This is a genomic window from Streptomyces sp. NPDC001507 (genome assembly GCF_042894765.1).
Classification (GTDB): Bacteria; Actinomycetota; Actinomycetes; order Streptomycetales; family Streptomycetaceae; genus Streptomyces.
This window is the reverse complement of the sequence record NZ_JBIAVV010000005.1, coordinates 267,407-292,247: the sequence shown is the minus strand read 5'-3', so window position 1 is coordinate 292,247 and position 24,841 is coordinate 267,407. Positions and strand designations below refer to the sequence as shown.

Annotated in this window: 20 protein-coding genes; 6 read left to right on the top strand and 14 right to left on the bottom strand. The window is 69.0% G+C overall.

Annotated elements, in window-relative coordinates; all coding sequences use genetic code 11:
* Positions 1 to 115 precede the first annotated feature (115 nt).
* The 4 genes from ACFY0K_RS18515 to ACFY0K_RS18500 form a co-directional block, all read right to left on the bottom strand.
* Positions 116 to 2,431 (bottom strand): hypothetical protein, encoded by a 2,316-nt coding sequence (locus ACFY0K_RS18515; RefSeq protein WP_390640736.1) that lies wholly within the window; start codon positions 2,429 to 2,431, stop codon positions 116 to 118.
* A 156-nt stretch (positions 2,432 to 2,587) separates the two neighbouring features.
* Positions 2,588 to 3,004 (bottom strand): DUF6113 family protein, encoded by a 417-nt coding sequence (locus ACFY0K_RS18510; RefSeq protein ID WP_390640735.1) that lies wholly within the window; start codon positions 3,002 to 3,004, stop codon positions 2,588 to 2,590.
* Complete coding sequence (mshB, locus tag ACFY0K_RS18505) at positions 3,001 to 3,867, bottom strand: N-acetyl-1-D-myo-inositol-2-amino-2-deoxy-alpha-D-glucopyranoside deacetylase (protein WP_390640734.1); 867 nt, start codon at positions 3,865 to 3,867, stop codon at positions 3,001 to 3,003. Before mshB ends, ACFY0K_RS18510 begins: the two co-directional genes overlap by 4 nt.
* A gap of 71 nt (positions 3,868 to 3,938) precedes the next feature.
* Positions 3,939 to 4,133 (bottom strand): hypothetical protein, encoded by a 195-nt coding sequence (locus ACFY0K_RS18500; protein WP_046733847.1) that lies wholly within the window; start codon positions 4,131 to 4,133, stop codon positions 3,939 to 3,941.
* Positions 4,134 to 4,335: 202 nt separating this feature from the next.
* On the opposite strand from ACFY0K_RS18500, the gene ACFY0K_RS18495 reads away from it, so the two are divergent.
* The gene (locus tag ACFY0K_RS18495; RefSeq protein ID WP_390640733.1) at positions 4,336 to 6,456 is read left to right on the top strand and encodes a prolyl oligopeptidase family serine peptidase; all 2,121 of its coding nucleotides are present in this window, start codon (positions 4,336 to 4,338) and stop codon (positions 6,454 to 6,456) included.
* 245 nt (positions 6,457 to 6,701) lie between these two features.
* Here the strand turns inward: ACFY0K_RS18495 and ACFY0K_RS18490 are convergent, their stop codons facing one another.
* Genes ACFY0K_RS18490 through ACFY0K_RS18470 form a run of 5 tightly spaced genes read right to left on the bottom strand, consistent with a single transcriptional unit; the run spans position 6,702 to position 12,273 of the window.
* Entirely contained in the window at positions 6,702 to 7,763 is a 1,062-nt protein-coding gene (locus ACFY0K_RS18490; protein ID WP_390640732.1) for an ABC transporter ATP-binding protein, read from the bottom strand.
* Positions 7,756 to 8,730, bottom strand: a complete 975-nt coding sequence (locus ACFY0K_RS18485; RefSeq protein WP_390640731.1) for an ABC transporter ATP-binding protein — start codon at positions 8,728 to 8,730, stop codon at positions 7,756 to 7,758. Before ACFY0K_RS18485 ends, ACFY0K_RS18490 begins: the two co-directional genes overlap by 8 nt.
* 8 nt (positions 8,731 to 8,738) lie before the next feature.
* Entirely contained in the window at positions 8,739 to 9,719 is a 981-nt protein-coding gene (locus ACFY0K_RS18480) for an ABC transporter permease (RefSeq protein ID WP_352365254.1), read from the bottom strand.
* Positions 9,712 to 10,635 carry an ABC transporter permease gene (locus ACFY0K_RS18475; protein ID WP_390640730.1) on the bottom strand — a complete coding sequence of 308 codons (924 nt, stop codon included), beginning with the start codon at positions 10,633 to 10,635 and terminating at the stop codon, positions 9,712 to 9,714. The genes ACFY0K_RS18480 and ACFY0K_RS18475 overlap by 8 nt, the downstream gene beginning before the upstream one ends.
* A 6-nt stretch (positions 10,636 to 10,641) precedes the next feature.
* Positions 10,642 to 12,273 (bottom strand): ABC transporter substrate-binding protein, encoded by a 1,632-nt coding sequence (locus ACFY0K_RS18470; protein WP_390640729.1) that lies wholly within the window; start codon positions 12,271 to 12,273, stop codon positions 10,642 to 10,644.
* 334 nt (positions 12,274 to 12,607) lie between these two features.
* Here ACFY0K_RS18470 and ACFY0K_RS18465 point away from each other — a divergent pair, with 334 nt between their 5' ends.
* Genes ACFY0K_RS18465 through ACFY0K_RS18445 form a run of 5 tightly spaced genes read left to right on the top strand, consistent with a single transcriptional unit; the run spans position 12,608 to position 18,406 of the window.
* On the top strand, positions 12,608 to 14,479 hold the full coding sequence (locus ACFY0K_RS18465; RefSeq protein WP_390640728.1) for an ABC transporter substrate-binding protein: 1,872 nt from the start codon (positions 12,608 to 12,610) through the stop codon (positions 14,477 to 14,479).
* 6 nt (positions 14,480 to 14,485) lie between these two features.
* Complete coding sequence (locus ACFY0K_RS18460; RefSeq protein WP_390640727.1) at positions 14,486 to 15,517, top strand: ABC transporter permease; 1,032 nt, start codon at positions 14,486 to 14,488, stop codon at positions 15,515 to 15,517.
* Positions 15,514 to 16,422, top strand: coding sequence for an ABC transporter permease (locus ACFY0K_RS18455; protein ID WP_390640726.1), 909 nt, complete (start codon positions 15,514 to 15,516; stop codon positions 16,420 to 16,422). The genes ACFY0K_RS18460 and ACFY0K_RS18455 overlap by 4 nt, the downstream gene beginning before the upstream one ends.
* Positions 16,419 to 17,417, top strand: coding sequence for an ABC transporter ATP-binding protein (locus ACFY0K_RS18450; protein ID WP_390640725.1), 999 nt, complete (start codon positions 16,419 to 16,421; stop codon positions 17,415 to 17,417). Before ACFY0K_RS18455 ends, ACFY0K_RS18450 begins: the two co-directional genes overlap by 4 nt.
* On the top strand, positions 17,414 to 18,406 hold the full coding sequence (locus ACFY0K_RS18445; RefSeq protein ID WP_390640724.1) for an ABC transporter ATP-binding protein: 993 nt from the start codon (positions 17,414 to 17,416) through the stop codon (positions 18,404 to 18,406). Before ACFY0K_RS18450 ends, ACFY0K_RS18445 begins: the two co-directional genes overlap by 4 nt.
* A gap of 104 nt (positions 18,407 to 18,510) precedes the next feature.
* Here ACFY0K_RS18445 and ACFY0K_RS18440 read toward each other — a convergent pair whose 3' ends face one another.
* The 5 genes from ACFY0K_RS18440 to ACFY0K_RS18420 all read right to left on the bottom strand — a co-directional run bounded on the left by ACFY0K_RS18440 (position 18,511) and on the right by ACFY0K_RS18420 (position 24,355).
* Positions 18,511 to 19,659, bottom strand: coding sequence for an ABC transporter ATP-binding protein (locus tag ACFY0K_RS18440; RefSeq protein WP_390640723.1), 1,149 nt, complete (start codon positions 19,657 to 19,659; stop codon positions 18,511 to 18,513).
* Positions 19,652 to 20,713: an ABC transporter ATP-binding protein gene (locus ACFY0K_RS18435; RefSeq protein WP_390640722.1), complete on the bottom strand. Its 1,062-nt coding sequence runs from the start codon at positions 20,711 to 20,713 to the stop codon at positions 19,652 to 19,654. Before ACFY0K_RS18435 ends, ACFY0K_RS18440 begins: the two co-directional genes overlap by 8 nt.
* A gap of 11 nt (positions 20,714 to 20,724) precedes the next feature.
* Positions 20,725 to 21,663, bottom strand: a complete 939-nt coding sequence (locus ACFY0K_RS18430; RefSeq protein WP_390640721.1) for an ABC transporter permease — start codon at positions 21,661 to 21,663, stop codon at positions 20,725 to 20,727.
* On the bottom strand, positions 21,656 to 22,582 hold the full coding sequence (locus ACFY0K_RS18425) for an ABC transporter permease (RefSeq protein WP_360530442.1): 927 nt from the start codon (positions 22,580 to 22,582) through the stop codon (positions 21,656 to 21,658). The genes ACFY0K_RS18430 and ACFY0K_RS18425 overlap by 8 nt, the downstream gene beginning before the upstream one ends.
* A gap of 150 nt (positions 22,583 to 22,732) precedes the next feature.
* Positions 22,733 to 24,355, bottom strand: coding sequence for an ABC transporter substrate-binding protein (locus tag ACFY0K_RS18420; protein WP_390640720.1), 1,623 nt, complete (start codon positions 24,353 to 24,355; stop codon positions 22,733 to 22,735).
* Positions 24,356 to 24,841: the final 486 nt, after the last annotated feature.

The following is a 24,841-nucleotide window of genomic DNA, read 5'->3' as shown; positions in this document are numbered from 1 at the left end:
CCGGGGGCAGTGCCGGGTGTCCGGAGAGCCGCATGACAGATGTCATGGGCAGGGCGTGACAGGACGAGAGGGGGCGCCCGGTGAGTACCGGGCGCCCCCTCTCGTCGTTGTTCGACTAGCTCGGGTTCGTCTGGATGACGCCCACCCGGTTCGTCTTGCTCAGCAGGGCCTGGCGCAGGGCGACGTATACGTCCTGCGGGGTGACGGCCGTCTTCTCACCGGTGGCACGGGTGATCTTGACGCCGTCGAAGGCATTGCCGTAGAGGTTCTTGAGGGCGTTCAGATCGGGGCTGTCCACGAGCTTGCCCTCGACCGCCTTGACCCGGAGGAACTTCCACAGGGAGTTCTGCGGGCTCATCGGCACGGATACACCGCTTTGCGTCTTGACGGTGACCAGCCCCGACATGGCCGGCTCCGCGAACGCCTTCATCTCGCGGTCGACCTCGGCGTTGGTGACCGTCGGCTGCTGCGTGGTCGTCTGTACGGTCACCGCGGAGGTGGTGCCGGTCTCGACCATCTGCTCGTACGCCTGCTCGACCGCCTTCGTGGAGGCGGCCGCGTCGATGCCCTTGCCCGCCTTGCCGTAGACCGCGACGGCCTTGCCGGAGGTGAACTTGATCGTGCCCTCGGTGACCGAGCCGGAGCTGCCGCCGAGGTCCTTGAGGGCGGCCTGGAGCTTCTCCTCGTCGACCGGCATGACGGGGTCGACGACCCGCTTCTGGCCGAACAGCGAGCCGATCACGGAGACCGGGTTGTAGTCGCTCTTGGCGGCCGCCTCGACGGTGTTCTGGATGTCGAACTGGAGGCCCGCCTGGTCCGGCGGGAGCGAGACGGTCTTGCCGTCGACGGACAGCTTCAGCGGCTGGTTCACCCGCTTGCCGAACACGTCGTCGAGCTTCTTGACGGCGTCGTCGCGGGTGCCGCCGCCGATGTCGACGCCGAGCACGGTGGTGCCCTTGGGCACGTCGGAGTGGTTCATGAGCAACCCGGCGCCGTAGAGGCCCACGCCGGCCACCACCACGACACCACCGAGCAGCGGCAGCTTGCCGCGCTTCTTCTTGGCCTTCGCCTTGCCCTTGCTCTTCGCCTCGGCCGGGGGCGGCGAGACCGGCTCGGGCAGCTTCGGGGGCGTGTGCGGCAGCGGCCCCGTGCCGGGGGCGCCCGGCGCGAAGGGGGAGTCGGCGCCCGGCGGCACGACCGGGATGCCGCTGGTGACGGTGTGTCCGGAGACGTTGCCCGCCGGGGTGCCGTAGCCGGGCGTGCCCGGTTCGGGGGCGGGCTTCTGCGGGGTGAGGATCGCGGTGTCGTCGCTCAGACCACCGCCGGGGACGGCGAGTCCGGGACCGGCGGGGGCGGTGCGCGCGCCGGGCCGGGCCTGGGCGCTGCGGGCGCGCGGCCCGCCGGGGCCCGCGGGACCGCTGCCGGGGCCCGCGGGGCCGCTCGGGCCGCCGAAGGGTTCGCCGCCGTTGACCGGCGGGACGAACGGGCCGTCGCCGGTGACCGGGCCGCCGGTGGGGCCCGCCGGGCCCTGCGGGCCGCCGAGACCGCCGGGACCGCCCGGCCCGCTGAAGCCGCTGGGGCCACCGGGACCGGCCGGGCCGCCGCCGGGCACGCCGGGGCCGCCCTGGGTGCCGTTCTGGCCGCCGTTGTCGGAGAAGTACGGCAGGTCGTCGCGGCGGGCGTCACCGCCCGGCGCGCCGCCCCGGGAGCCGCCGAGCGGGCCCGCGGCGAGTGCCTCGGTCACGTCGAAGGAGCCGGTGCCGCCGCCGTGGCCGGGGGCCACCGGGCCGCCGGTCGCGCCCGCGGGCAGCCCCGCGCCGTTGGTCCCGCCGGGCCGGGACGCGCCCGGCACGCTCATGGAGCCGACGACACCGCCGGGGCGGCCGCCGTTCGCGGCGCCGGAGCGGGGGGCGCCGCCCTCGTTCGGACGCGCCGCACCCGGAGCGTTCGGCGAGGCGGCGGGGGAACCGCCGGGTGCACCCGCCCCGTTGGTGGCGCCGGCGCGCTGTCCGCCCTTGGCGGGGCCGGACTTGCGTGGCGCAAACCAGTCGGTGGTGGGCGCGGGCGCCGGTTCGGCGGCGGGCGGCTCGGCGTTGCCGGTGGGTGTGGCGGCACCCGCCGGGCGCGCGTGCGTGCCCGTCTCCTCGCCCGTGCCGCTCGGGCCGCCCGCGACGGCCGTGCCGCCCTCGACGTCCGCGACAGGGGTACGGACGACCACGGGCGGAATCGGCCGGGAACCGGGAATGTTGATCCGGATCCGGGTCGTCAGCGTGGTCTCGGTCTTGCGCTCCTCCGGCCGCGCGGCCGAACGGGCCGCGTCCGTACCGTCGTCGGAAGCCATGGGGGTCCCGTACGGCGGCGTGCCCGAGGGGTATGCGGATCCACCGCGCCCGTCGGGCCCGGAGGACGGAGTGTCAGTTTCACGACTCAAGGCAGGTTCTCCCGGTTGGCTCCACCGCCCGTGACGACCTCGCTGGGACGGCTCGGCGGCGCGCACCACCATACTGGCCACTTCTGACGCTTATCCCATGACCGCTGGGGAAACCCACACCGGACTCGCACGGGCGCCCCACGGCGAAGTGGTACGTCACTTGCCAAGTCGGGCGCCGCCCGCTCCGGGTTGCCGCCCCAAACCCATTGTGGCGCAGATCACAGCCAGCGCCATGCCGCCGAGCAGGAAGAGGTACGAGCCGCCTCCCGCGCCGAACAGGAAGTCCCCCTCCGGCCTGCTGGCGGTGAGGAAGATGACGGCGACGACCCAGCCGAACGCGGGTGCGACGGCTCCGGATCGGCTCGCCAGGGCCCGGGCCCCGCCGAGGAAGAGTCCCGCGGCGCCGGCCAGGGCCAGCAGCAGCCCGCCCGGGAACCAGCCGGCCTGGACGAGGGTGCCCGCGGCGCCGACCACGGCCCCGAGCACGACCAGCCCGACGAGGGCCGCGACCCGTCCGGCCGAGGGCGCCCGCAGGGGTTGCGCCAGCATCGAACCGCGTCCGTCGGAACTCATGACGCCTCCCCGAGGCCGGCGAAGAGATCGGTCTCGCGCGCCGCGCCCGGCTCCCCGCCCACCAACTCGTAGAACTCCGTGGTGAACAAGGGCTGGGCCAGCTCGTTGGAGAGCGCGAAGTAGCGGGCGCCGTGCGGTGCCACCTCGATCTGGGTGGCGTGGGCGGCCATCGCGGCGGCCTTGGCGTCGGCGTACGCGGTGCCGTCGATCTCGGTGGTGACCCGGCGGTCGTCGACCACGCCCGGTACGTCGTCGACGGCGGCCGACTTGGCGAAGGGCAGCCCCGGCAGGTCGCCCTGGAGCCTGGCGAACGCGGCGTCGGCGACCGTGCGCGGGACGCGGTTCCAGTAGACCTTGGGGATGCGGTGGCCGGCCTCGGCGGCCAGCGCGACGGCTCTCATGGCGACGCGATGGGCCTGGATGTGGTCCGGGTGGCCGTACCCGCCGTTGTCGTCGTAGGTGACGAGGACCTGGGGGCGGGTCTCCAGGACGATCTCGGCCAGGTGTCCGGCGGCCTCGTCGACGTCGGCCTGCCAGAAGCAGCCGGGCACGTCGTTGTCGGGCACGCCCATCATTCCGGAGTCGCGGTAGCGGCCGGGTCCGCCGAGCAGCCGGACGTCGGTCACGCCGACCTCGCGCATGGCCGCGGTCAGCTCGCCGAGCCGGTACTCGCCCAGCGCGGGGCCGGTGAGATGCCGCAGCCCGGGCGGGATGACCTCGCCGCCCTCGCCCAGGGTGCAGGTGACCAGCGTCACATGGGCGCCCTGGGCCGCGTAGCGGGCCATGGTGGCGCCGTTGTTGATCGACTCGTCGTCCGGATGCGCGTGCACGAGCAACAGACGCCGGGTGGGCAGTTCCGTCATGTGCCCACCCTACGAAACGGCACCGACAGTGCCGCGCAGCCCGGGTCGACCGGTGCGAAAAGTGACCGGGGTCAGAACTTGATGCTGCCGATCATGCTGGCGACGTTCGTCGTCAGATCGCTGATCGTCGGTGCGACGGTCGAGGAGGCGAGATAGAAACCGAGCAGCATGCACACCACGGCATGACCGCCCTTCAGACCCGACTTCTTGATCAACAAGAAGACGATGATCGCCAGCAGCACCACCGCCGAAATCGAGAGTGCCACGGCGGCTCACCTCCAAAGATCCCAGGGATGCGGGGGGTTCGGACTATGGGGGTTGTAGATCACGTTGTGGATCGGTACAGCAATTCCATGCGCACGCCAGCAGGTTCATACCCACTCAGCGGTAGTGATCATAACTATGCGTGCTCGCGCATCGCTCGGCGCACGGCCGCACAAGGGGGCGCATGGCCAATATGGTCGGGGGATGACGACCGAGGCTGTCTCATTCCCCCGCCGGCACGCCCGCACCCAGCGTTTCACGCTCGGCGCGCCGCGCGCGTTCACCGTGGCCCCCGACGGCTCCCGCGTGGCGTTTCTGCGCTCCGGCTCCGGCACCGACCGCGCCAACTCCCTCTGGATCCTTGACGTACCGAGTGGCGAGGAGCGCCTCGCGGCGGACCCGCGCACCCTGCTCGGCGGTGCCGAGGAGCACCTCTCGCCGCAGGAGCGGGCCCGTCGCGAACGCAGCCGGGAGGGCGGTGCCGGCATCGTCGGCTACGCCACCGACGCGGCCCTGGAGTTGGCGTCTTTCGCCTTGTCAGGACGGCTTTTCACGGCCGAGCTCAGGGCCGGTACGGCACGCGAACTCGCGGTCCCGGGGCCGGTGATCGACCCGCGCCCGTCCCCCGACGGCCGTCATGTCGCCTACGTCGCGGCGGGCGCCCTGCGCGTCGTCGGCGCCGAGGGAGAGGGCGACCGGGCGCTCGCCGAGCCGGAGTCGCAACAGGTCACCTACGGATTGGCCGAGTTCATCGCGGCCGAGGAGATGGGGCGTGCGCGCGGCTTCTGGTGGTCGCCGCGGTCCGACCGGCTGCTCGTGGCGCGCGTGGACGACACGCCGGTGCAGCGGTGGTGGATCGCAGACCCCGCCCACCCGGCGCGTGAGCCACATCATGTCGCCTATCCGGCGGCGGGCACCGAGAACGCCGACGTACGCCTGTTCGTCCACGGCCTCGACGGGGCGCGCACGGAGATCTCCTGGGACCGGGCGCGCTATCCGTACGTGGCGCATGTGCACTGGTCAGAGGCGGGTGCCCCACTGCTGCTCGTACAGGCGCGCGACCAGCGCAGCCAGCTGTTCCTGGCCGTGGAACCGGAGTCGGGGGCGACCCGGATGGTGCACGCCGACGAAGATCCAACATGGCTTGAACTGTTCGCCGGTACGCCCTGCTGGAGCCCCTCCGGACAGCTGGTCCGGATCGCCGACGAGGGTGGCGCCCGAGTGCTCGCGGTGGGTGAACGCCCGCTCACGGGGCCCCAGTTGCACATCCGTGCGGTTCTCGACGTGACCGCCGACGACGTGCTGGTCTCCGCGTCCGCCGGCGAGGAGGCCGAGTCCCCCGAGATCGGCGAGGTACACGTCTACCGGGTGAACGAGCTCGGCGTGGAGCGCGTGTCGCAGGAACCCGGCGTGCACACGGCCGTCCGCGCCGGGGGCGTGACCGTACTGGTCTCCGCCACCTTGGACACCCCGGGCGCCCGCGTCCAGGTGCTGCGTGACGGAAAACACCTGGCGACTGTCACGTCATACGCCGAAGACCCTGGTTTGTCCCCGCGCGTAACGCTCACCGAGGGGGGCGCACGCCGAATTCCGTGCGCCGTGCTTATGCCACGGGACTACCACGGGGACACTCCCCTTCCGGTTCTCCTGGACCCGTACGGGGGCCCGCACGGCCAGCGGGTGGTCGCCGCGCACAACGCCCACCTGACCTCCCAGTGGTTCGCCGACCAGGGCTTCGCGGTGGTCGTCGCCGACGGCCGCGGCACCCCGGGCCGCTCCCCCGCCTGGGAGAAGTCCATCAAGGACGACGTCGCGGCGACCGTCCTGCAGGACCAGGTCGACGCACTCCAGGCGCTCGCCGCCGACTTCCCCCTCGACCTGACCAGGGTGGCGATCCGCGGCTGGTCCTTCGGCGGCTACCTCGCCGCCCTCGCGGCCCTGCGCCGCCCGGACGTCTTCCACGCCGCGGTGGTCGGCGCCCCGGTGACCGACCTGCGCCTGTACGACACCCACTACCAGGAGCGCTACCTCGGCCACCCCGGCGAACAGCCGGAGGTCTACCGCCGCAACTCGGTGATCGACGACACCGGCCTGGTCGACGCCGCCGAACCGCACCGCCCGATGATGATCATCCACGGCCTGGCCGACGACAACGTGGTCGTGGCCCACTCCCTGCGCCTGTCCAGCGCCCTGCTGTCCGCGGGCCGCCCGCACGAGGTCCTGCCCCTGTCGGGCGTGACCCACATGACCCCGCAGGAACAGGTGGCGGAGAACCTGCTGCTGCTCCAGCTGGACTTCCTCCGGCGCGCACTCGGACTGGGCTGAGCAGCAGCACTCCACAGAGCACCGCAACCAATAATCGAGGAACCCCGACGAAGCACCTGCCAGGTCCGCGAGAGCGGCGCCGGTTCAGGCGCAAAAAGGGGCAACGGGCCGGAGCGACATGGCGCGCTCCGGCCCGTTTACGGCACCCGCACGGCCGTACGCTGAAAAGAGTGCCGCGTCCGTATATCGAGACCGGGTCGGCGAAGTTGCTTGCGTGTTAACGCGATTGATGCACATACGCCCCGTTACGCACCCGGGTTTCCAAGATCGTCCGGCGGCACGACCTGCTTCTCCTCCGCGAAGTGGCAGGCGGAGTCATGGGCCGCCGGCCCCGCCGCGAGCCGGAAGGCGGCGGGCACCGCGAGCAACGGCACCTCCACCGCGCACCGCTCCGCGGCCTTCCAGCACCTCGTGCGGAACCGGCATCCCGACGGGATGTTCGTCGGCGACGGCACGTCCCCGCTCAGAATGATCCGCTCCCGGTGCTCCCGCGCCTCCGGGTCCGGCACCGGCACCGCCGAGAGCAGGGCCTGGGTGTAGGGGTGGGTCGGGTGGTCGTAGATCTCCTCGTCCTTGCCGATCTCCACGATCCGCCCGAGGTACATGACCCCGACCCGGTCCGAGATGTGCCGCACGATCGACAGGTCGTGGGCGATGAAGACGTACGACAGGTCGAAGTCGTTCTGGAGCCGGTCCAGCAGGTTGATCACCTGGGCCTGCACGGAGACGTCGAGCGCGGACACCGGTTCGTCGGCGACGATCACCTCGGGGCGCAGCGCGAGCCCGCGCGCGATGCCGATGCGCTGCCGCTGGCCGCCGGAGAACTGGTGCGGATAGCGGTTGATGTACTCGGGGTTGAGCCCCACGACGTCCAGCAGTTCCTGGACCCGTGTGCGCCGGTCGCCCTTGGGGGCCGCCTCCGGGTGGATCTCGTACGGCTCCCCGATGATGTCGCCGACGGTCATCCTGGGGTTGAGGGAGGTGTACGGGTCCTGGAAGACCATCTGGATGTTGCGGCGGACGGCCTTCAGTGCCCGTCCGCTCAACCTGGTGATGTCGTCGCCCTTGTACTTGATCAACCCCGCCGTCGGCCGCTCAAGGTTGACGAGCATCTTGGCGACCGTCGACTTGCCGCAGCCGGACTCACCGACGATGCCGAGCGTCTCTCCTTTGTTGAGTACGAAGTCGACGCCGTCAACGGCCTTGACGGCACCGATCTGTTTCTTGATCAAGATGCCCTGGGTCAAGGGGTAGTGCTTGACCAGTCCACTCACTTCCAGGATCGGCTCAACCGCCCGCTCAACCATTGAGGCACTCCCTCCAGAAGTGACAGGCGCTGCCCCGGTGTTGATCCACCTGGTACAGCGGCGGCTCGTCGGTGCGGCACACGTCCTGGGCCATCGGGCAGCGCGGGTTGAAGGCGCACCCCGGAGGGATGTCCATCAGGTTGGGCGGCAGGCCCTTGATGGCGTAGAGCTCCTGGCCCTTCTGGTCGAGGCGCGGGACGGAGTCGAGCAGTCCGCGCGTGTAGGGGTGGGCCGGTGCCTTGTAGATGTCGTGCACGGGCGCCGACTCGACGATCCGCCCCGCGTACATCACGGCGATCCGGTCCGCGACGTCGGCGACCACGCCCAGGTCGTGCGTGATCAGGATCAGCCCCATCCGGTACTCGCGCTGCAACTCCGCGAGCAGGTCCATGACCTGGGCCTGGACGGTCACGTCGAGGGCCGTGGTCGGTTCGTCGGCGATGATGAGCGCCGGCTCCAGGGCCAGCGCCATGGCGATCATGATGCGCTGGCGCATGCCACCGGAGAACTGGTGCGGATAGTCCCGCACCCGCTGGGCGGCGGCCGGGATCCGCACCCGGTCCATCAGCTCGACGGCCCTGGCCCGCGCGTCCTTCCGGGACATCCCCCGGTGCACGACGAACATCTCGCCGAGCTGGTCGCCGACGCTCAGCACCGGGTTGAGCGCCGACAGCGCGTCCTGGAAGATCATCGCCATCTCGGCGCCCCGGACCTTCCGCCTCTCCTCTTCCTTCAGCCTCAGCAGGTCGCGGCCCCGGAAGAGGATCTCGCCGCCGCCGATCCGCCCGGGCGGCACGTCCAGGATCCCCATCACGGCCTGGGCGGTCACCGACTTCCCGGACCCGGACTCGCCCAGCACGGCCAGCGTCTCCCCCTCGTCGACGGCGTACGAGACGCCGTTGACCGCCTTCGCGACCCCGTCCCGAGTCCGGAACTCCACGTGCAGGTCACGCACTTCGAGCAGCACGGCGACGCTCACCTCAGCTTCGGGTCGAGGGCGTCGCGCACCGCGTCGCCGAGCATGATGAAGGCCAGGACGGTGAGGGCGAGGGCCCCGGAGGGCCACAGCAGCGCGTGCGGGGCGTTGCGGATGTAGGGCGAGGCGGCGGAGATGTCGATGCCCCAGGAGACGCTGGGCGGTTTCAGCCCGACGCCGAGGTAGGACAGGGTCGCCTCCAGGGCGATGTAGGTGCCGAGCGCGATGGTCGCGACGACGATCACGGGGGCCACCGCGTTGGGTGCGATGTGCCGCAGCATGATGCGGGAGTTGGAGGCGCCGAGGGCGCGGGCGGCCTGGACGTAGTCGTTCTGTTTGACGGTGATCACCGAGCCGCGGGCGATCCGGGAGATCTGCGGCCAGCCGAGCAGCACCATGAACCCGATCACCGGCCAGACCGTGTTGCTCGTCACCACGGAGAGGAGGACGAGACCGCCGAGGACGACCGGGATCGCGAAGAAGACGTCGGTGATCCGGGACAGCACCGAGTCCCAGACGCCGCCGAAGAACCCGGCGAGCCCGCCGAGCACCGACCCGAACAGCGCGACCCCGAGCGTGGCGCAGACGCCCACCGTGACGGACGTGCGGGCGCCGTACACGGTCCGCGTGTAGACGTTGCAGCCCTGCCCGTCGTAGCCGAAGGGGGCGCCCGGCCGGGAGCCCTCCTGGGCCAGGGCGAGGTCGCACTTGAGGGGGGAGCCGGAGGCGATCAGGGACGGCCACAGGGAGATGACGACGAGGAAGAGGATGACGAGGGCGGAGACGATGAAGACCGGGTTGCGCCGCAGGTCCCGCCACGCGTCGGACCACAGGGAGCGGGGCTTGGCGGCCGGGCCGGTGCCGAGCGGGCCGCCCGGTGTCCGCTCCAGCGTCTGCGCCTCGCTCGTCGCGAGGTCCATCGCCCCGCCCATGCCCGTCCCGGCGATGGCCCGGTCCTGCTCGAACGGCTGCTCAGGCATAGCGGATCCTCGGGTCGAGCACGGCGTAGAGCAGGTCCACCAGGAGGTTCGCCACCAGGAACACCAGGACCAGCACGGTCACGAACCCGACCACCGTCTGGGTGTTCTGCCGCAGGATGCCCTGGTAGAGCTGGTAGCCGACGCCGTGGATGTTGAAGATCCGCTCGGTGACGATCGCGCCGCCCATCAGCGCGCCGATGTCGGTGCCGATGAAGGTGACGACGGGGATGAGCGAGTTGCGCAACAGGTGCCTGGTGACGACCCGGCGGCGGGGCAGCCCTTTGGCGACGGCCGTACGGACGTAATCGCTCCGCTTGTTCTCGGCGATCGAGGTGCGGGTCAGCCGGGTGACATAGGCGAGCGACACGGAGGCGAGCACCAGCCCCGGCACGATCAGCTCGCCGAAGGCGGCATCCGGGGAGACGGAGGGTTTGATCCAGCCCCACTCCACGCCCAGCAGCAGCTGGAGCAGCAGACCGGTGACGAAGGTCGGTACGGAGATGACGACCAGGGTGGCCAGCAGCACTCCGGTGTCGACGGGGCGCCCGCGCCGCAGTCCGGTGACCACGCCCAGCGTGATGCCGATGACGATCTCGAGGACGATGGCCACGATCGTCAGCCGGATGGTGACGGGGAACGCGGTGGACATCAGCTCGGTGACCGGCTGCCCGTTGAACGCCGTACCGAAGTCGCCGGTGAAGACGTTCCCCATGTAGGTGAGGTATTGCTGCCACACCGGCTTGTCGAGTCCGAACTCCTTCTTCAGCTGGGCGGCGGTCGCCGGGTCGCAGGCCCGCTCGCCGCACAGCCCGGCGATCGGGTCACCCATGACGTTGACCATGAGGAAGATCAGCAGCGTGGCCCCGACGAACACCGGGATCATCTGGAGCAGCCGCCGGACGACGTAGCGTCCCATGCCGGTTCAGCTGACCTTGATCTCGTTGTAGACGGGGACGCTGAACGGGTTGAGGGCCACATTCGACAGCCGCTCGGAGTAGCCGGCGCTGCCGTTCTGGTACCAGAGCGGAATGGCGGCCATGTTGTCGCGGACGACACCTTCTGCCTGCTGGAAGGTGGACACGGCCTTGGCGGTGTCGGTCTGGGCGTTCGCCTGGTCGACGAGCTTGTCGAAGTCCTTGTTGGACCACTTGCCGTCGTTGGAGGAGGCGTTGGTGTAGTAGAGCGGCTGGAGGAAGTTCTGGATGAGCGGGTAGTCCATCTGCCAGCCCGCGCGGAACGGCCCGGTCATCTTGTGCTGGCCGATCTGGTTCCGGAAGTCGGCGAACGTGCCGATCGGATTGCCGACGCACGCCTTGTCGTTGCCCAGTGCGTTGTTGATGGAGTTGCACACGGCGTCCACCCACATCCTGTGCGAGCCGGTGTCGGCGTTGTACGTGATCTTGAGCTGGCCGCCGGGCAGTCCCCCGCCCTCCTGGATGAGCTTCTTGGCCTGGGCCGGGTCGTAGTCGCAGGCGCTCCCGCACAGCCCTTCCTTGAAGCCGCCGGCCGCGCCGAGCACGGGCGAGGTCCAGTCGGTGGCCGGGGTGCGGGTGTTCTGGAAGATGGTGTCGGTGATCTGCTTCCGGTTGATGGCCATGGAGATGCCGGTGCGGACCTTCTCCGCTCCGCTCTTGCTCCAGGCGCTGTCGTAGTAGGGGAAGGCGAGCGTCTGGATGATGCCGGCCGGAGTGTTGATGTAGCGGTCGCCGAGATCGTTCTTGACGTTCTTCAGCTGCGACGCGGGAACGTCGTCGACGAGGTCCAGGTTGCCGGCGATGAGGTCGGTGTAGGCGGTGTCGCTGTCCGTGTAGACCTTGAGGGTCACTCCGCCGTTCTGCGCCTTGTCGGCGCCGGGATAGCCGTCCCACTTCTTCAGGGACATCTGCGAGCCCTTGGTGTAGGACTCGATGCGGTACGGCCCGTCGCCGACCGGTTGGGCCAGCCAGCCGGCGTGGTCGGTGAAGAAGGTCTGCGGCAGCGGGGCGAAGGCCGCGTAGCCGAGGGTGTCGGGGAAGCTGGAGAACTTCTGGTTGAGCGCGACGGTGAAGGTCCTGTCGTCGACGACCTTCAGTCCGGAGAGCGTGTCGGCGCTCTGTGAGCCGCCGGCCGGGTGGACCTTGTCGTAGCCCTGGATGTAGCCGAAGAAGTAGGCGTTCTTCTGGTTGTTCTTGAGGCTCGCTCCGTAGTTCCAGGCGTCGACGAACGACTTGGCGGTCACCTTCTCGCCGTTGCTGAAGGTCCAGCCGTCCTTGAGCGTGATCGTGTAGTTCTGCGAGTCGCTCGTGTCGATCTTCTGGGCCAGCATGTCCGTCGCCTTGCCGGTCTTCGGGTCGTACTTCTTCAGGCCCCGGAAGATCATGTCCAGGACCTTGCCGCCCTGGACCTCGTTGGTGTTGGACGGCTCCAGGGGGTTCTGCGGGTCGCCCCAGGAGGAGCTGAGCACGCCGCTCTCGCCTCCGCCGCCCCCGCTGCCGCCGCCGCCCCCGCAGGCCGTGGCGGCGAGCGCCACCACGACCGCGCAGGCCGCCCCTCGGGCGTGCGTGGCTCCGCGCATGGAGTGCCTCCTCAGGATTGCCGATCCTTCAACGCACAATATCGGGCGATATGGAGCAAGGCGCACATTTGGTACATCCATTTGCAGCACATCCCGTGCGGGAGCGGCGCCGTCGGCTTCAGTGCTCCACCAGCCCCTCTTCACCGGTCTGGACCAATATCGGTCGGATCGAACATCGACTCGTCTTTTCCGCAGGCCACGCCCGCTCCACGCGCCGTTGACGCACCTAGAGCGCCGCTGATAGACACACTCATCGCCCAACTGGCGTCACCAGGCGAGAACACGGCCCTGAAGTCCGAAACCCTGTGCGAGTGATGACGCGAGGTCACGATTCATGAGCCCACAAGCCAGGTACAGTGCAAGGCGTTCGCACCCGAGAAGATCCCGCCCCCGTGTGCCCCGGCTCGTGGCTGCCGCCGGCGCCGTCGCCCTGACCTTGTCGGCGGGCCTCGCGACCCCGCTCAACCCGGCGCCGCAACAGGCGCAAGCCGCTCAGGACGGCAAGGTGCTCACCGTCGCGGTCGCCCAGAGCGTCGACTCGCTGAGCCCTTTCCTGGCGGTGCGTCTGGTCAGCACCAGCATCCTGCGGCTGACGTACGAGTACCTCACCGACTACGACCCCGGTGACGCGCACCCGGTCCCGGGCCTCGCCACCAACTGGAAGCCGTCCGCCGACAAACTCACCTGGACCTATACGATCCGGTCGGACGCCACGTGGTCGGACGGGCAGAAGGTGACGGCCGAGGACGCGGCGTGGACCTTCAACAAGCTGATGACGGACGAGGCGGCCGCCACCGCGAACGGCAGCTTCGTCGCCAACTTCCGCGAGGTGACGGCCCCGAGCGCCACCCGGCTGGTCATCCGGCTGAAGAAGCCGCAGGCGACGATGACCGCCCTGGACGTGCCGATCGTGCCCGAGCACATTTGGAAGGACGTCACGGACTTCTCGAAGTTCAACAACGACAGGACCTTCCCCGTCGTCGGCGACGGGCCGTTCGTCCTCGCCGACTTCAAGGCGGACAGCTATGTGCGGCTGAAGGCCAACAAGAGTTTCTGGCGCGGGGCGCCGAAGTTCGACGAGCTGGTCTTCAAGTACTACAAGGACCAGGACGCCGCCGTGGCCGCCCTGCGCAAGGGCGAGGTCTCCTTCGTCGCGGGCCAGCCGGCCCTGACACCGGCTCAGGCGGCCTCCCTCGAGGATCAGAAGAACATCCACGTCAACGACGGCCCTGGCCGCCGCTTCTACGCCCTTGCCACCAACCCGGGCGCCCGGGCGAGGAACGGGCGGAAGTTCGGCGACGGCGACCCGTCCCTGCTCGACGAGCGGGTGCGGCGCGCGCTGTTCATGGCGGTCGACCGGAAGACCCTCATCGACAAGGTCTTCCAGGGCCAGGCGGTCGAGGGCCAGGGCTACATCCCGCCACGCTTCTCGACGTTCTTCTGGAAACCGTCCGCGAGCCAGGAGCTCACCTACGACCCCGTCGAGGCAGGACGGCTACTCGACCAGGCCGGCTACCGGAAGAACGGCGACGGCAAGCGGGTCGGCAAGGACGGCAAGCCGCTGAACTACCGAGTCCTGTGCCACGCCACCGACCCGAACGACAAGGCCGTGGGCCAGTACCTCAAGGAGTGGTGGGGCAAGCTCGGCATCGGCATGACGCTTGACTGCCTGGACAACGTCACCGACCCCTGGCTCGCCGGCAAGTACGACCTCGCCTTCGACGGCTGGTCGGTCAACCCCGACCCGGACTTCGTCCTCTCCATCCACACCTGCGCGGCCCTGCCCGCCACCCCGAAGGACACCGGCGCGACCGACAACTTCATCTGCGACAAGACGTACGACGAGCTGTACGCCAAGCAGCTCGCCGAGTACGACTCGGCCAAACGGGCGACTCTCGTCAAGCAGATGGAGTCACGGCTGTACGACCTGGGGTACATGAACGTCATGGCGTACCCGAACGCCGTCGAGGCATACCGTACCGACCAGATCAAGTCGATCGAGACAATGCCTCGGGCCGCCGGCAACATCTACGGCCAGGACGGCTACTGGAGTTGGTGGTCTGCGGTCCCGGCCGACGCGGGCGCCTCCTCGGGGGGCTCCTCGACCGGGGTGGTCGTCGGTGCAGTCGCGGGAGTCGTGGTCCTCGCCGGGGCCGCGGTCTTCGTCGCCATGCGCCGCCGCGCCACCGCCGACGACCGCGAGTAGGGGTTCATGGTCTCCGACGCCGTATCCGCACAGGCCGCCAAGGCGAGACGGCCCGGCCACGACGCAGCCTACCCGCGGTACGTGGCCGGGAAGCTGGGCGGTGCCCTGGTCTCGCTGCTGGCAGTCCTCGTCACCGGGTTCTTCCTGTTCCGGATGATCCCAGGCGACCCGGTCAAGACCATGACGGGCGGCCGCCCGATCTCGGCCGCACAACTTGCCGAATACCGGAAGGAGTTCGGGCTCGACCTACCGCTGTGGGAGCAGTTCACCGACTACTGCGGCAAGGCGCTCACCGGTGACCTCGGCACGTCGTACCAGTTCCGCACGCCGGTCATCGACAAGATCACTGAGGCACTGCCGAACACCCTGCTGCTGACTGGCACCGCTTTCGTGCTCTACACCGCGCTCGGCATGTTCCTCGGCACCCGCTCGGCCTGGCGCCACGGCCGGCTCGGCGACCGGCTGAATACCGGTCTGGCGCTGACCCTGTACTCCGTCCCGTCATTCTGGCTCGGTCTGCTGCTCGTCATCGTCTTCGGTGTGGGCCTCGGCCCGGTCCCGGGGCTGTTCCCGACCGGCGGCATGGAGTCGGGCGGCAAGGAAGGCTTCTCATACGTCATCGACGTCGCCCATCACCTCGTGCTCCCCGTGCTCACGCTGGTCGCAGTGGAGTACGGCCAGACACTGCTGGTCACCCGCTCGGCACTGCTGGACGAGATGGGCAGCGACTATCTGACGACGGCCCGCGCCAAGGGCCTCCGGGACGACCTGGTACGCCGCCGGCACGCCGTGCCCAACGCGCTGCTGCCCACGGTCACCCTCGTCTTCGTCAACCTCGGCCGGACCGTCGCGGGCGTCATCCTGGTCGAGACGGTCTTCTCCTGGCCGGGCCTCGGCGGGCTCTTCTACCAGGCCCTGAGCGTTCCCGACCTGCCCCTCGTACAGGGACTGTTCCTCTTCTTCGCCTCGGCGGTGATCGTCATGAACACCCTGGCCGACCTGCTCTATCCGCTGCTGGACCCCCGGGTGGGCCGATGACCGCCCACACCGCCCCCAGCCCGCGCGCGCTGGCCCGGCAACGCCGTCGCCGCTCCGTCCTTCGGTTCTGGCAGCGCTACCGCACCCATCGCGCCGGGCTGGTCGGGCTGACCGCGCTCGCGCTGTTCGCCCTGGTGGCGCTCACCGCACCGCTGACCGTCGGCTCCGGGGTGACCGGCGTGACCGACGCCCCTGGCAGTCCGCTGGCGGCGCCGAGCGGTGATTTCCCGCTGGGCACCGACCGGTTCGGGCGCGATCTGCTGGGCCTGGTGGTGTGGGGCTCACGCGTCTCGCTGCTCGTAGGGCTGCTCGCGGCCGCGCTGTCGGTGGCGATCGGCGCGGTGGTGGGCATCACCGCCGGGCACTTCAAGGGCGGGTATGCGACTGTACTGATGCGGATCACGGACTGGTTCCTGGTCATGCCCACGCTGGTGCTGGCCATTGCGCTGGCCACCGTGATGTCCCGCTCCCTGGGCACGGTGATCCTCGCCATCGGCGTCACCTCCTGGCCGACCACGGCGCGGTTGGTGCGCGCCCAGACGCTGGCGGTGGAGTCACGGCCGTACATCGAGCGGGCCAAGGCGCTCGGCGGCGGGCACTGGCACGTCATGACCCGGCATGTGCTGCCCAATGTGATGCCGTTGGTCCTCACACAGACCACCCTGATGATCTCCTCCTCGGTGCTGGCCGAGGCGACGCTGGCCTTTCTCGGGCTCGGCGATCCGACGGTGATCTCGTGGGGCGGTCTGCTCCAGGACGCGCGCGAGGCGGGGGCGGTCAGTGCCGGGGACTGGTGGTACCTGGTACCGCCGGGCATCGCGATCGCCCTGGTGGCACTGGCGTTCACGCTCTGCGGGCGAGCCGTCGAGTCCGTGCTCAATCCCAGGCTGGGGGTGAACCGTTGACGCTGCTGGAGGTGCGGGGTCTGACCGTGACGTACCCGGGTGGGATCGGGGCGGTACGCGGTGTGAATCTGTCTCTGGATACCGGCCGCAAGCTCGGCATCGCGGGCGAGTCCGGCTGCGGCAAGTCGACCCTGGCGCTCTCCCTGTTGCGGCTGCTGCCGGCCGGCACCCGGGTCGGCGGGGAGATCCTGCTCGACGGGGAGGACGTGCTCACCATGCGGTGGGGGCAGGTGCGCGCGGTGCGCTGGGCAGGCGCCTCGATCGTATTCCAGGGCGCCATGCACTCCCTCAACCCGGTGCAGCGCGTCGGTGACCAGATCGCCGAGCCGGTCCTGCTGCACGGCCGGGCGACCGCGGCGACCGCGAAGAAGCGCACCGGCGAGCTTCTGGAACAGGTGGGGCTGCCGGCCGCGCGGGCACGGGCGTATCCGCACGAGCTGTCCGGCGGACAGCGCCAGCGCGTCATGATCGCCATGGCGCTGGCCTGCGACCCTCGGCTCGTCATCGCCGACGAGCCGACCACCGCCCTGGACGTGATGATCCAGGCGCAGATCCTCCGTCTGATCGAACAACTTGTCGGCGAGCAGGGGCTGGCACTGATCATGATCAGTCACGATCTCGCGGTCCTCGCCGACACCTGCGACCGGCTCGCGGTGATGTACGCAGGGCGGGTGGTGGAGGAGGGGGCCGCCCGGGAGGTCTACGAGGACGCTCGGCACCCGTACGCGAAAGCACTGTCCGCGGCGTTCCCGCGCATCGGCGACCCGGCCTCGCGGTTCGCCCCGAGCGGCCTGGCCGGCGACCCGCCGGATCCGGCCGCGCTACCGGCCGGCTGTGCCTTCCATCCGCGCTGTCCGGCCGCCCTGGACGAGTGCGCGGTCGAGGACCAGCGTTTGCGCGCGGCGGGACCGGGGCGGCAGGCGGCCTGCGTACACGTCGAAGCTGCGGTACCGCCACCTGCCGGTCCGGCGCGGGACGTGAGGAGCACGACATGACGACGACCGGGACTCCGTTGCTCAGGGCCCAGGGTCTGCACGTGACCTTCCCCGGCCTGCACGGCGCGCCCGTGGCCCGTGCCGTGGACGGTGTCGATCTCGACATCCGCACCGGAGAAATCGTGGCGCTGGTCGGCGAGTCGGGCTGCGGGAAGACAACGCTGGCCCGCTCACTACTCGGTCTGGTCACACCTAGCGCGGGCCGGATCTCCTTCGCGGGCAAGCCGTTGGAGTACTCCTCACGGGCGCTGAAGGCGTATCGCGGGCGCGTCCAGTTGGTACTGCAGGACCCCACGGGCTCGCTGAATCCGCGGCACACCGTCTACGACGCGGTGGCCGAGGGGCTGCGGATCCACGGCGGTGCCCGGGACGAACGGGCGGCGGTCGCCGCTGCGCTCACGCATGCGGGGCTGCGGCCGGCGGAGCGGTTTTTCCTGCGCTATCCGTACGAGCTGTCCGGGGGCCAGCGGCAACGAGTTGTCATCGCGGGCGCGTTGGTCCTGGAGCCCGAACTCATCGTCGCCGACGAACCGGTGGCTTCCCTCGACGCCTCCGTGCGCGGCGAAATCCTCGGACTGCTGCTGCGCCTGCGCGCCGAACTGGGCCTGTCCGCCCTGGTGGTCACGCACGATCTGGGCCTGGCGTGGAACATCGCCGACAGGGTCGCGGTGATGTACCTGGGCCGGATCGTGGAGACTGGCGACGTCGAACAGGTCCTGACGGCCCCTCGGCACCCGTACACCCAGGCGCTGCTGTCGGTGCTGCCCGAGGCACCGGGCGAGCCCGTGGTGCTGACCGGCGAACCCCCCGACCCCTCCCGCATCCCCGTCGGCTGCCGCTTCCACGCCCGCTGCCAGGTGCTGGCGAGCGGCGAGGCGGAGCGGGCCGGCGTGGCGGACAAGTGCCGCGCCCACGACCTGGAGGTACTGGACGGAGGCGCAGGCCAGCAGGTGGCCTGTCACTGGGACCGCGCCCGCATCACGGCGTGAGCCGGACTTCCGGCACTTCGGAGGCCACCGGTGCGGCCTCCTGGAAACGCCGGTTCCCGGCGCCCTGTCGGGAGTGCCGGGAACCGTTGTCCTGCGGTGAAGTCTCACGCCGCGTGGACGATGTCCTTCTCCTCGGCGAAGTGGCAGGCCGACTCGTGGGCCGCGGGGGTGTCCGTGCCCTTGAACCGCTCCGGGATCGCAAGCAGCGGCACCTCCTGGGCGCACCTGTCCTCGGCCTTCCAGCAGCGGGTACGGAACCGGCAGCCGGACGGCGGGTTGGCCGGGGAGGGTACATCGCCGGTCAGGATGATCCGCTCGCGCCGCTCGCGGTCCTGTGGGTCGGGCACCGGCACCGCCGACAGCAGCGCCTGGGTGTAGGGGTGCGTCGGGTGCTCATAGATCTGCTCGTCGGTGCCGATCTCGGCGATCTTGCCGAGGTACATTACCCCGACCCGGTCCGAGATGTGCCGCACGATCGACAGGTCGTGGGCGATGAAGATGTAGGAGAGGTTGAACTCGTCCTGCAGACCCTCCATCAGGTTGATGACCTGGGCCTGGACGGAGACGTCCAGGGCAGAGACCGGCTCGTCGCAGATGATGACCTCTGGGTTGAGCGCCAGGCCGCGCGCGATGCCGATGCGCTGCCGCTGGCCGCCGGAGAACTGGTGCGGGTACCGGTTGATGTACTCGGGGTTGAGCCCCACGACGTCCAGCAACTCCTTGACCCGCTTGCGCCGGTCGCCCTTAGGAGCCACCTCGGGGTGGATGTCGAAGGGCTCGCCGATGATGTCGCCGACCGTCATCCGGGGGTTGAGCGAGGTGTACGGGTCCTGGAAGATCATCTGGATGTTCCGGCGGACGGCCTTGAGCGCCTTCCCGGAGAGCCGGGTGATGTCCTGGCCCTTGTAGAAGATCTCGCCGGCCGTGGCCTTTTCCAAGTTCATCAGGAGCTTGGCGACGGTCGACTTGCCGCAGCCGGACTCGCCCACGACGCCCAGGGTCTCGCCCTGGTACAGGTCGAAGGAGACGCCGTCGACGGCCTTCACCGCGCCGATCTGCCGCTTGAAGACGATGCCCTGCGTCAGCGGGAAGTGCTTGACGAGGTTGCGCACCTGCAGGATGGGCTCACCCCGGTCCACCGGCTTCTCGAGGACGGCGACCGCCTCTGCCTCGGTGTGCACGTCCGCGACCTCCACGTCGGAGACGTTCGGCGTCGCGTCCGCCGGCCCGTCGGTCTTGGTCGGCTCAGCCATGGATCGTCTCCTTCCAGAAGTGGCACGCGCTGGCGCGGCCCGGCAGTTCCGTGCCGTCGGGCTCGGTCACCGGGACCAGCAGCGGACGGTCGGTGCGGCAGATGTCCTGCGCCTTCTCGCAGCGCGGGTTGAAGGCACAACCGCTGGGCACCTTCAGCAGGTTGGGCGGCAAGCCCTTGATCGCGTACAGATCCTGGCCCTTCTGGTCCAGGCGCGGGATCGAGTCGAGCAGGCCGCGGGTGTACGGGTGCGCGGGCCGCTTGTACAGCTCGTGCACCGGCGCGGTCTCCACGATCCGGCCCGCGTACATCACGGCGATCTTGTCGGCCACGTCCGCCACGACACCGAGGTCGTGGGTGATGAGGATCAGGCCCATCTGGTACTCGCGCTGCAGCTCCGCGAGCAGGTCCATCACCTGGGCCTGGACAGTCACGTCGAGCGCGGTGGTCGGCTCGTCGGCGATGATCAGGTCCGGTTCCAGGGCGAGCGCCATCGCGATCATGATGCGCTGGCGCATACCGCCGGAGAACTGGTGCGGGTAGTCGTTCACCCGGGCCGCGGCGGCCGGGATCTTCACCCGGTCCATCAGCTCGATCGCCTTGGCCTTGGCGTCCTTCTTGGACATGCCCTGGTGGACGCGGAACATCTCGCCGAGCTGGTAGCCCACGGAGAGCACCGGGTTCAGCGAGGAGAGGGCGTCCTGGAAGATCATCGCGATCCGGGCACCGCGCAGCTTGCGCCGCGCCTCGTCGGACATGGTGAGCATGTCCTGGCCGTAGAAGCGGATCTCGCCCTTGGGAATGCGGGCGGGCGGCATGTCGAGAATGCCCATGATCGCCTGCGCGGTCACGGACTTGCCGGAGCCGGATTCGCCGAGCACGGCGAGGGTCTCTCCGGAGTTCACGGAGTAGTTCACGCCATTGACGGCGCGGACGACTCCCTCGCGGGTCTGGAACTCGACGTGCAGGTCGCGCACTTCGAGCAGCGGACCGCTCCGTTCGGGGTCACCGGGACGCGGTGCCTGGACGGCGTCCGTCGGGTCGATGATGGTCACGTACGCCTCCCTCAGCGCATCTTGGGGTCGAAGGCGTCGCGGACCACGTCGCCGAGCACGATGAAGGCCAGCACGGTGATGCTCAGCGCACCTGCCGGGAACAGCAGCGCGTGCGGGCTGGTCAGGAACCGGTCCTGGGCGTCGCTGATCATGACGCCCCAGGAGATGTTCGGGTACTGGATGCCGATGCCCAGGTAGGACAGGGCGGCCTCGGCGGCGATGTAGACGCCCAGGTTCATGGTGGTGATGACGATGACGGGGGCGAGCGTGTTCGGCAGGATGTGCCGGAAGGCGATCCGTCCCGAGTCCGCGCCCAGCGCCCGGGCGGCCATCACATAGTCGTTGTACTTATTGCCGATGACCTCGCCGCGCATGATCCGGAAGACCTGCGGCCAGCCGAGGATCGCCATGATGAACGACACCGACCACACGTCGCCGCCGCCCCAGATCGACATGATCAGCAGACCGCCGACGATGAGCGGCAGGGCGGAGAACACCTCGGTGATCCGGGACAGCAGCGCGTCGACCCAGCCACCGATCAGACCGGACAGCATGCCCAGCAGACCGCCGATCAGCGTGGTGACCAAGGTCGTGACCACACCGACGACGATCGAGTTGCGGGTGCCGTACACGGTACGGGTGTAGATGTCGCAGCCCTGGACGTCGTAGCCGAAGAGGTGCCCGGAGGACGGTCCGTTCATGGAGTTCTGCAGCTGGCAGAAGCCGTCCGAGAACGGGGAACGGCCCGTGAACAGGCTGGGTGCGATCGCCAGGGCGAGCAGGCACACGATGATGAAGGCCGTCACCAGGAACATGGGCCGCTTGCGCAGGTCCGCCCAGCCGTCCTTGAGCAGGCTCGCCTGCCGGGCCGCGGCCTTCTCCTCGGCCTCGATCTCCTTGGCGATGGCGGCCTCGTCGGTGGTGGGCCTCTCTATCGTCTTCTCACTCATAGCGAATCCTCGGGTCGAGCACGGCGTACAGCAGGTCTACGAGGAGGTTGGCGACCAGGTAGATCAGGACGAGCAGGGTCACCAGACCGACCACGACCGGCCGTTCCCGCAGATACACGGACTGGGCCAGCTGACCGCCGATACCGGGCAGGTTGAACACGCGCTCGGTGATGATGGCACCGCCCATGAGGGCGCCCAGGTCGAAGCCGAGGAAGGTGACCACCGGGATCAGGGAGTTCCGCAGCGAGTGCACGCCGATGACCCGCCACCGCGGCAGGCCCTTGGCCACCGCGGTACGGACGTAGTCCGCGCGGTTGGACTCGGTCATGCTGGTGCGCACCAGGCGGGCGATGTAGGCCATGGAGGTCGAGGCGAGCACGATGGCCGGGAGGATGTAGCTCTGCGGCCAGCCCTTCTCGATGCCGGCGACGGGTGTGGCCTTGAGGTTCACACCGAACTCCAGCTGGAGCACGCTGCCGAGCACGAAGACGGGGATCGAGATCAGGACGAGCGTCGAGATCAGCACGACGTTGTCGATGAACTTGCCCCGCTTCAGGGCGGAGAAGATGCCCGCCAGGATGCCGATGACGGCCTCGATGGCGAACGCCGTCAGACCCAGCTTCAGGGTGACGGGGAACCGCTGGGAGACGATGTCCGAGATGGCACGTCCGTTGTACGTCTCACCGAGGTCACCGGTGAACACGCCGCTGATGTAGTGCCAGTACTGCTGGTAGAGCGGCTCGTTGAGGTGGTAGTGCGCGCGAAGGATCGCCGCGATGTTGGGGTCGGCGCGCTTGTCGCCGGCCAGTGCCTGGATCGGGTCGCCGGGCAGAGCGAAGACCAGGCAGAAGATGATGAACGTGACGCCTATCACCACAGGGATCACCTGCAGGAGGCGGCGCACGACGTATCGGCCCATGGGTACTCCAGAGGGGGGTGCTCGACCCGACCGCGACCGGAGGGGATCGGCACGGTCGGACGGGAGACGGCAGCAGGAGTGAGCAGGGGAAGGTCGTTCCTCCCCCTGCTCACCCCGTACCGCTCTGTGTCAGAACTGTTCAGAACCCGGTCAGTTGAGCTTGACCGTGTCCCACAGGATCTGGTGACCGGCGATCTTCATCGACTTGATCTTGTCGCTGAAGCCGGTGTTCAGGGTGTAGAAGTACACCGGGATGTACGGCAGGTCCTTGAGGAGGACGTCGTCGGCCTGCTGGTACTTCTTCACGGCCTCTTCGTGCGTCGGGGCCTGGTCACCCTGGACGAGGAGCTTCTCGAAGTTCTCGTTGACGTAGCCGGAGTAGTTCGAGCCGTTGGCGATGGCGTCCTTGGAGAAGACCGGACGGAGGTAGTCCTCCATGTCCGGGTAGTCCATGCTCCAGGCCATCCGGAACGAGCCCTGGTACTTCTTGGCGTCCAGGTCGTTGAGGATCGTCTGGAACTGCTCGAACGGCTTGGCCGTCACCTTGACGCCGAGGGCCTGCTGGATCTGGTTCGCGACGGCCTCGACCCACTCCTTGTGGCCGCCGTCCGCGTTGTAGCCGATCTCCAGCGTGTTGCCCGGCAGGCCGCCGCTCTGCTTGTAGAGCTCCTTGGCCTTGGTCGGGTTGTAGGTGCACGCCTCGCCGCAGGCGCCCTTGCGGTAGCCGTCGATGATCGGGCTGATGTAGTCGTCCGCGGGCGTACGGGAACCGAGGAAGACCTTGTCCGCGATCGTCTTGCGGTCGATCGACATGGAGATGGCCTTGCGGAGGTCCGCGTTCTGGAAGGCCTTGTTGTACTTGATCGGGAAACCGATGTAACCGACGGCCGAGTCGGGCTCGTCGATGTAACGGCCCGCGAGGTCCTTGTGGTACGTCGGGAGGCCCGAGGTGGGGATCGTCAGCAGCGTGTCGAGGTTGCCCGCGACGACGTCCTTGTAGGCGGTGTCCAGGTCCGAGTAGATCTTGAAGTTGACGCCCTTGACCTCGATCTTCGAGGCGTCCGGGTACTTGGCGTACTTCGTGACGTCGATCTCTTCGTTGTGCTTGAACTTGCCCTTCATCTCGAAGGGGCCGTTGCCGATCGGGGCCTCGCCGAAGCCCTTGGGGTCCTTGAAGAACGCCTTGGGCAGCGGGACGAACGCGGTGAAGGACAGCTGCGACGGGAACGCCGAGAACGGACCGCTCAGCGTGACCTGGAGGGTGCTGTCGTCGACGACCTTCAGACCGGACAGCTTGTCGGTCTTGGGCTTCTTGCCCTCGCCGGGGTTCAGGTCGCCGTAGCCCTGGATGTGGCTGAACAGCGGGTTGGTCTGCTGGGCGTTGGTCTGGTTGGCGCCGTAGTTCCACGCGTCGGCGAAGGACTGGGCGGTGACCTTCTCGCCGTTGTGGAACGTGTAGCCCGACTTCAGCTTGATCGTCCAGACCTTGTTGTCCTTGGACTCGATCGACTCCGCCATGGCGTTGACGACCTTGTTGTCGGCGTCAAGCTTGGTCAGACCCGTGAAGAGGGCGTTGATGACCTGGCCGCCCTCGGTCTCGTACGTGTTGGTGGGAACCAGGCTGTTCTGCGGTTCGCCGATCTCCACCGACACGACGCCATTGCCCTTGCCCTTGCCCGAGGTGTCGTCGCTACCCCCGCCACCACAGGCCGTCGCACCCAGCGCCACAACGGCGGCTATCGCAACCCATTTGGCGCTCTTGGCACCACGCATGGGGCTCCTCCTCATGAGTCCATTGATTCACCGCAGAGGGAAGCACACGACACTTCGCCGTCACCGGCGCCTGAAACCGTGAGGTGTACTTCCCGTGCCCGCAGGTCAGCGCCACCCAGCGCATGACCCGTACATCCGGGCTCTACGCGCCTAACTATCTGCCATACGCCATGACCGAACCACACTCATAAGGTCTCGGTTCGATCACACATCGCGCGAACATCTTCCAAAATCCGGACAAAGGGTTAGCAGAAAGATCCCTGCGAAACGGACTTGTTACACACCTATCGGGCTTGCATGTCCGTATACCGAACGCGTGTCGGATGAAAATCCAGTTGCGGAAACCCGGCAAGTGCGCACGAGGAGAGACGGGACGCACACTGCCAGCAGCGTAGTGCCGTACGGGCCGTCTTTACGGCTTCGCGGCGAGAAGTAGGGTTTTCCCTACTCCCGCCCCCTGCGACACCTGGCGGCGTGTTTCCCGAC